The organism is Phenylobacterium aquaticum, from assembly GCF_947378715.1.
GTDB classification, from domain to species: Bacteria; Pseudomonadota; Alphaproteobacteria; order Caulobacterales; family Caulobacteraceae; genus Phenylobacterium; species Phenylobacterium aquaticum_A.
In genome coordinates this window covers 1-7,248 of the sequence record NZ_CANCLE010000179.1, presented here as the reverse complement: position 1 = coordinate 7,248, position 7,248 = coordinate 1, and the positions used below count along the sequence as shown (strand labels likewise).

Below are 7,248 nucleotides of genomic sequence, written 5' to 3'. Positions count from 1 at the left end.
CGGACCCAAGTCCGTGCCGATCCGCTTCAAGCTGCACTGAGGCGGGTCATGGCCGATCAGCCCTACAAGACCTGGCAGTGCCGCACCTGCGGCTACATCTATGACGAGGAAGCCGGCGATCCGGGCGAGGGCCTCGCGCCCGGAACCCGATGGGCGGACATTCCAGCCGACTGGATCTGCCCGCTCTGCGGAACGCCCAAGATCGACTTCGACATGATCGAGCTGTAGCGGCGGCCCTTCACCACACGTCGACAAAGCTCCGCCGCCCGGGCACGGGCGGCGGACAGCTTTTCAGGCCCCGGACCAGCCAGGCGCGGGTCTCGGCCGGGTCGATCACCGCGTCGATCTCGTTGACCTGGGCGACGCTGATCGCCTTGCCGGTCTCGTACATGCGGCCGACCAGCTTCTGGAACAGGGCCTCGCGGGCCGCCGGATCGGTCTCCGCCTCCAGCTCCTTGCGGTAGCCCAGCCGCACGGCGCCCTCCAGGCCCATGGGCCCGAATTCGGCGGTCGGCCAGGCGATGGTGAAGGCCGAGGCCGAGAAGTCGCCGCCGGTCATGGCCTGGGCGCCCAGGCCGTAGCCCTTCCTCAGCACCACGGCGAACAGCGGAACCGACAGGCCGGCCGCGGTCACGAACAGCCTCGAGCCCCGCCGGATCGCTGCGGTCTTCTCGGAGTCCGGCCCGACCATGAAGCCGGGGGTGTCGCAGAGCGAGACCACCGGAATGCCGAAGGCGTCGCACAGCTGCAGGAACCGGCCGCCCTTCTCGGCGCCAGGACTGTCGATCGCCCCGCCCAGGTGGCGCGGATCATTGGCGATCAGCCCCATCGGACGGCCCTCGATCCGCAGGAAGCCGGTGATCATGCCCACGCCATAGCCGCCGCGCAGTTCGATCCAGGACCCGGTGTCGGCCAGGGTCTCGATCACGCGGCGCGCGTCATAGACCCGGACCCGGTTCTCCGGGATCAGGTGGCGCAGGGTGCGCTGGTCGGCGCAGCTCCAGTCCTTCACCGGGCCCTGGAAGATCGACAACACGTGCTTGGCCGCGACCACCGCCGCCTGCTCGTCCTCGACCAGCAGATCGAGCGCGCCATTCTCCCAATGAACCTCGGAAGGTCCGATCTCGTCCGGGGTGAAGACCCCCAGCCCGCCGCCCTCGATCATGGCCGGGCCGCCCAGGCCGATGTTCGAATAGCGGGTGGCGATGGTCACATCGGCGCAGCCGAAGAACACGGCGTTGCCGGCGAAGCAGCGGCCGGAATTGATGGCGATCCGGGGCGCGGTTCCCGACAGCCGGGCGAAGGTCGTGAAGCTGGTGGTGTCCAGGGACGAGGCCGAAAGGCCGCCGACATCCACGTCGCCCGGCCGGCCGCCGCCGCCCTCGGTGAACCAGATCACCGGCGCCTTCCAGTGCTCGGCGAACTCCAGGATCCGGTCGGTCTTCTTGTGGTTGAAGTGGCCTTGCGTGCCCGCCAGCACGGTGAAGTCATAGGCCAGCCCCACGCAGCGGGCCTTGTCCTCGTCGAACAGCCCGCCATTCACCTCGCCGACCCCGGTGATGATGCCGTCGGCGGGGGTGTTGACCTGCAGGTCCTCGACCGTGCGCCGGCGCTTCTGGGCGGCGATGGCCAGGGCGCCATATTCGGCGAAGCTGCCCGGGTCGAACAGGTCGTCGAGGTTTTCCCGCGCCGTGCGCTGACCCGTCCGGCGACGCCGGGCCACCGCGTCGGGACGGTTCTCGTCAAGGGTCAGGGCATAGCGGGTCCGCACCTCCGCCAGGTCCGAGCGGACCAGGTCGAGGTCGAGGTCCTCGGTCACCTCCGCCAGTTGACCCGCGTCCGAGGGGGCGATGAAGGCCAGAGGCGCGCCGGTCTCGACCACGGCGCCGAGGGCCAGCGGCAGGCGACGGACCACGCCGCCAGCCGCCGCCGTGACCACGTGCTGCATCTTCATGGCCTCAAGGATGGCGATGGCCTGACCGGCGCGGACCGTCTCGCCCTCGGCGGCCTCCAGCGCGACCAGGGTGCCCCGCAAAGGGGCCGAGGTCGCGACCGTGCCGGCCGGACCCGTCTCGAACACCGTGGCCACATGGGCCTGAGCCTGGACGTCCTCAGCCGGGGTCAGCTCGGCGGCCCGGGCCGCCAGCAGGCCGATGTTCGCCTCCAGGAAGCCCGTCGAGGCCTGGCTGTCGGCGACCTCGGGGCGTTCGAGGATGGCCCTCAGCAGGGACAGGTTGGTGTCTACCCCGGTGATCACGAACTCGGCGGCCGCGCGCGAGGCCTTGGCCAGGGCGGCCTTCAGGTCACTGACCGCGACATGGACGACCAGCTTGGCGATGAGCGAATCGAAGGCCGGGCTGGTCGTGTAGCCGCCCCGGCCATAGCCATCGACCCGGACCCCGGGACCCGAGGGGGGCTCGTAGCGGACCAGAGTTCCGCCGCCACCTCCAGCCATTGTTCCGTCTACGGACAATGTCTCCAGATTGACCCGCAGCTGCACCGCGTAGCCGCGCGGATCGGGCGCGCCATGGTCGAGGCCGAGCTCGGCCAGGCTGGCGCCGGCGGCGATCCGCAGCTGGATCTGGACGAGGTCGAGGCCGGTGACGGCCTCCGTCACGGTGTGCTCGACCTGGAGCCTCGGATTGACCTCCAGGAAGGCCAGGGTCGAGCGGTCATCGGCGTCGAGCAGGAACTCCACCGTCGCCAGGCCCTTCAGGCGGGCGGCCTTGGCCAGGGACAGGGCGGCGGTGGTCAGCCGGGCGCGGGCCTCGTCGGGCACGGCCGGGGCCGGGGCGATCTCGATGATCTTCTGGTGACGGCGTTGCAGGGAGCATTCGCGGTCATGGAGGGTGATGGCGTGCTCGCCGTCGCCGACCACCTGCACCTCGATATGGCGGGCATGGCCGATATAGCGCTCGGCGAACAGCCGCCCGTCGCCAAAGGCGGACTCCGCCTCGCGGGTGCAGAGGTCGAAGGCGGTGGCGGGGTCCTCGCCGGCCGGCACCCGGCGCATGCCGCGTCCACCGCCGCCGGCCACGGCCTTGAGCATCAGGTCGACCTCGCTCCCCTGCCCCTCCTGGAAGGCGCGCACCTCGTCCAGGGTCACGCCGCCGCCGGTGGCGGGCGCCAAGGGCACGCCCTCCTGCTCGGCCAGTTCACGGGCCCGGGCCTTGTCGCCGAACAGCTCCAGGGTCTCCGGCTCCGGCCCGACGAAGATGAGGCCGGCCGCCTGGACCGCGCGGGCGAAGGCGGCGGATTCCGACAGGAAGCCATAGCCCGGATGCAGGCTGTCGCAGTCGGCGGCGACGGCGGCGGCGACCACGGCGGCGATGTCGAGATAGGCCCGGGGCCCGCTCCCCGGAAGGGGCGCCTCGAAGTCACCCGCCCGGCGATGGGGCGAGCCCGCGTCATCCTGCGACCAGGCCGTCACCGAAGCGATCCCCAGTTCGGCCGCCGCGCGGGCGATACGGATGGCGATCTCGCCGCGATTGGCGATGAAGAGCTTGCGAAGCGGCATGGAGCGTTCCCGAGAGCGATCTTGTTTTTTCCAACTAGACCTTGGCTTGCCAGCCTCGGGAAGCGGTCATTTACCCTGTCAGAGCAGTCCTCTTGCCAATTCAGAAGCTTAGGCGCACAGTTTCCGCCCAAAGGCTCCTCGCTGGCGGACAGCGCGGAGCCCTTTTCATTTTCGGGCCGCCCGCTTGCGCGCCGCGAGGACGACATGACCACGAACCGCCAGGGCCACATCCGCCTGACCTCCCATCCGGGGGCGGGAACGGCGAGCCGATTCCCCATCCACTGGGGCGCCGACACGGCAAGAGGTCGTGGCCCGGTGATCGCCACCGTCAATGCCGGCCCCGATCGCAACGCCATCGGCGCCCATGGCGGCGCCTATTCGATCTATCGGGCCCTGGCCATCTCGTCCGGCGCGATGAGCTCGCTGGTGCGGCCGGACCTGACCGACACCTCGCCGGTCGTGGAGATCGGGCCACACCCGCAATGGAGCGATCCCGGCAAGATCGTCAGCCTCGACCCCTGGGGCCATAGGGTCGCCCAGGACTTCGCCGCAGAGATCGCCGAGGGCCTGGACATCCGCCCCTCCATCGCCATCACCCGCGCCCGCATCACCTTGCCGGAAATCCAGGACGCCATCGCCAAGGGCCGGCTGCCGGTCGACGGGACCGTGGTCCGCGCGGAAGGCGACATCGCCGTCACCAAGGCGGCGCTGGATCCGGTCTGGTGGTTGCCCGGCATCGCCGAGCGCTTCGCCGTGTCGGAGACCCAGCTGCGCCGGACGCTCTTCGAGGAAACCGGCGGCATGTACCCAGAGCTGGTCACCCGGCCGGACATCTCCGTCTTCCTGCCGCCGATCGGCGGGATCACCCTCTACATCATGGGCGACCCGGCCCTGATCGGCCATGCGCCCCTGACCTGCCGGGTGCATGACGAGTGCAATGGCTCCGACGTGTTCGGCTCGGACATCTGCACCTGCCGGCCCTATCTGACCCACGGCATCGAGGAGTGCGCCCGCCAGGCCCAGGCCGGCGGGGTCGGCCTGATCGCCTACAACCGCAAGGAGGGCCGGGCCCTGGGCGAGGTGACCAAGTTCCTGGTCTATAACGCCCGCAAGCGTCAGCCTGGCGGCGACCAGGCCGCCACCTATTTCGAACGCACGGAGTGCGTGGCCGGGGTGCAGGACGCCCGCTTCCAGCAGCTGATGCCCGACGTGCTGCACTGGCTGGGGATCCGCCACATCGACCGCTTCGTCTCCATGTCGAACATGAAGCACGACGCGCTGATCGAAAGCGGGATCAGCATCGGCGAGCGGGTGCAGATCCCCGACGGCCTGGTGCCGCAGGACGCCAATGTCGAGATGGAGGCCAAGAAGGCGGCCGGCTATTTCAGCCAGGGCCCGGCCCCCACGGAAGCCGAGCTGGGCCAGGTGATCGGCCGCGACCTGAAGGATTTCTGAGCTGCAGGCCGCCCGCGCCCTCCTGACCGCCGGGGCCGTGCGCGAGCGCGGCCACGAGATGCTGCGCCTGGCGCTGGCCGGCGCCCTGCCCGACTGGCGGGTCGATCTGGCGCGGCTGGAGCCCCTGGCCGACCTGACCGCCGAGGTTATTCGCAGCCGCTATCCCGATCTCGCCGTGCCCTTCCATGCCCGCTGGCGGCACTTCGTGGTCGGCGGGCGCGACCTGTGGGCCGAGCTGGCCGGGCGGACCGACTGGAAGGACCGGGACGTGCGCGCCCGCGCCGCCTTCGATCTCGCCATCACCTCGGTCCTGCTGGACGCCGGGGCGGGCATGGCGTGGCGGTTCAGGGACGCACGAACCGACAGCGTCTCGGGGCGCTCCGAGGGCCTGGCGGTCGCCTCCTTCCGGCTGTTCGAGGCCGGGGCGTTCTCCCGCGACGACGCGCCCCTGAAGGCCGACGCCCTGGCCGATCTCTCGACCCAGGCCCTGGCCCAAGGCTTCCAGGTCAGCGACGCCAATCCGCTGGTCGGACTGGAGGGCCGCGCCGCCCTGCTGCGCAGGCTGGGGGAACAGACCCACGCCCAGCCCGACCTGTTCGCCCTGAAGTCCGCGCCGCGACCGGGCGGGCTCTATGACCTCCTGGCCGCCCGCGCCGTGGACGGACGGCTTCCCGCCCCCGCGATCCTGGAGGCTCTGCTCGAAGGGCTCGGGCCGATCTGGTCCGGACGGCTGACGATCATGGGCCTGCCCATGGGCGACACCTGGCGCCATCCCGCGATCCTGCGCCCCGATTCCACCGACGGCCTCGTGCCCTTGCACAAGCTCAGCCAGTGGCTGGCCTATAGCCTGATCGAGCCGTTGGAGGCGGCGGGGATCGCGGTCACCGACATCGACGGCCTGACCGGCCTGGCCGAGTACCGCAATGGCGGCCTGTTACTCGACGGCGGGGTCCTGGTCGCGACCGATCCCGTGGCCGCCGCCCTGCCGCTGGACGTGGCGGACCCCCTGGTGGTGGCCTGGCGGTCGCTGACCGTCGCCCTGCTCGACCGCATCGCGCCCCTGGTGCGCGAGCGGCTGGGCCTGAGCGCCGAGGCCTTTCCCCTGGCCCGGGTGCTGGAGGGCGGCACCTGGGCGGCCGGACGCCGGCTCGCCGCCGAGCGCCGCCTCGACGGCGGGCCGCCTCTGGCCATCCTCAGCGACGGCGCTGTGTTCTAGGAGTGCTCATGAAGAACGTGACCGTGGTCGACCATCCCCTGGTGCAGCACAAGCTGACCCGCCTGCGCGATCGGGAGACCTCGACCAAGACCTTCCGCGAACTGACCCGGGAGATCTCGACCCTGCTCTGCTACGAGGTCACCCGCGACCTGCCCCTGACCCACAAAATGATCGTTACGCCCATGGAGTCCATGGGCAGCCCCGAGATCGCCGGCAAGAAGCTGGTCTTCGCCCCGATCCTGCGGGCCGGCGAAGGCATGCTGGAGGGCATGCTGATCCTCGCCCCCTCGGCCCGCGTCGCCCATATCGGCCTCTATCGCGACCCGGCGACCATGGTGGCGGTCGAATACTATCTCAAGGCGCCCGAGACCCTGGCTGAGCGCACGGTCATCGTCATGAACCCCCTGCTCGCCACCGGCGGCACGGCCAGCGCCGCGGTCGAGCGGCTGAAGGAATCCGGAGCCGTCGACCTTCGCTTCGTCTGCATCCTGGCGGCGCCGGAGGGCCTGGCCCGGTTCACCGCCGAGCACCCCGACGTGCCGGTCTGGACGGCGGGGATCGATCGCGAGCTGGATGAGCGGGGCTATATCCTCCCCGGACTCGGGGATGCGGGGGATCGGCTTTACGGGACCCGGTAGGGGGCGATGTCGTCGCCTACCGCCCCGCGGAACGCCGCCTTCAGGTCGGCGACACTGTCGGCGTGGAAGCTGATGATGTCGTTGATCCCAGCGATCCGCCCCACGAGGATCTCGTCTTCCGCGTCGGACTCGACCCGCGCCGTGAAGCCCTTGTGGGTCAGCTTGTTCATGGGCCTGCTCCGATGCCTTCCAGGAACGCCAGCTCCCTATTCCGGCGGCTTGTCCATCACCAGGGCCCTGTCGAGGCAATCGCGGATGACGGGGGCGATGTCAGCGCGCAGGGCGGCGGCGCGGACCGCGCCCTCGGGCAGGTTGTCGTATTTGTGGGCCAGCTGATTGATCTCGGTGGTCACATGGGTGACCACGTCGGTGACGGCGTCGGAGCCGACCTGCTCGGCGTATTTGTGCGCCTCGTAGACGAT

Annotated in this window: 7 protein-coding genes; 4 read left to right on the top strand and 3 right to left on the bottom strand. The window is 70.4% G+C overall.

Annotation, left to right across the window (positions count from 1 at the left end; all coding sequences use genetic code 11):
- Positions 1–48 precede the first annotated feature (48 nt).
- Positions 49–228 (top strand): rubredoxin, encoded by a 180-nt coding sequence (locus Q7P21_RS17895; protein WP_304167310.1) that lies wholly within the window; start codon positions 49–51, stop codon positions 226–228.
- Between the two features lie 10 nt (positions 229–238).
- Here Q7P21_RS17895 and Q7P21_RS17890 read toward each other — a convergent pair whose 3' ends face one another.
- Positions 239–3,517, bottom strand: a complete 3,279-nt coding sequence (locus Q7P21_RS17890; RefSeq protein WP_304178166.1) for a carboxyl transferase domain-containing protein — start codon at positions 3,515–3,517, stop codon at positions 239–241.
- Between the two features lie 204 nt (positions 3,518–3,721).
- Here Q7P21_RS17890 and Q7P21_RS17885 point away from each other — a divergent pair, with 204 nt between their 5' ends.
- From Q7P21_RS17885 to upp, 3 genes are read left to right on the top strand one after another with little or no spacing between them, the layout of a single operon-like run.
- Positions 3,722–4,972, top strand: a complete 1,251-nt coding sequence (locus tag Q7P21_RS17885; protein WP_304178165.1) for a GTP cyclohydrolase II — start codon at positions 3,722–3,724, stop codon at positions 4,970–4,972.
- Positions 4,965–6,188 (top strand): DUF1688 family protein, encoded by a 1,224-nt coding sequence (locus tag Q7P21_RS17880; protein ID WP_369695353.1) that lies wholly within the window; start codon positions 4,965–4,967, stop codon positions 6,186–6,188. Before Q7P21_RS17885 ends, Q7P21_RS17880 begins: the two co-directional genes overlap by 8 nt.
- Before the next feature lie 8 nt (positions 6,189–6,196).
- A complete protein-coding gene (gene upp / locus Q7P21_RS17875; RefSeq protein WP_304178162.1) occupies positions 6,197–6,826 on the top strand; it encodes a uracil phosphoribosyltransferase in 630 nt (209 codons plus the stop codon).
- Here the strand turns inward: upp and Q7P21_RS17870 are convergent.
- Positions 6,811–6,996, bottom strand: coding sequence for a hypothetical protein (locus tag Q7P21_RS17870; RefSeq protein ID WP_304178161.1), 186 nt, complete (start codon positions 6,994–6,996; stop codon positions 6,811–6,813). The genes upp and Q7P21_RS17870 overlap by 16 nt on opposite strands.
- Positions 6,997–7,032: 36 nt before the next feature.
- A partial coding sequence (locus Q7P21_RS17865) for a hypothetical protein (RefSeq protein ID WP_304178160.1) occupies positions 7,033–7,248 on the bottom strand: 216 nt, incomplete at its 5' end.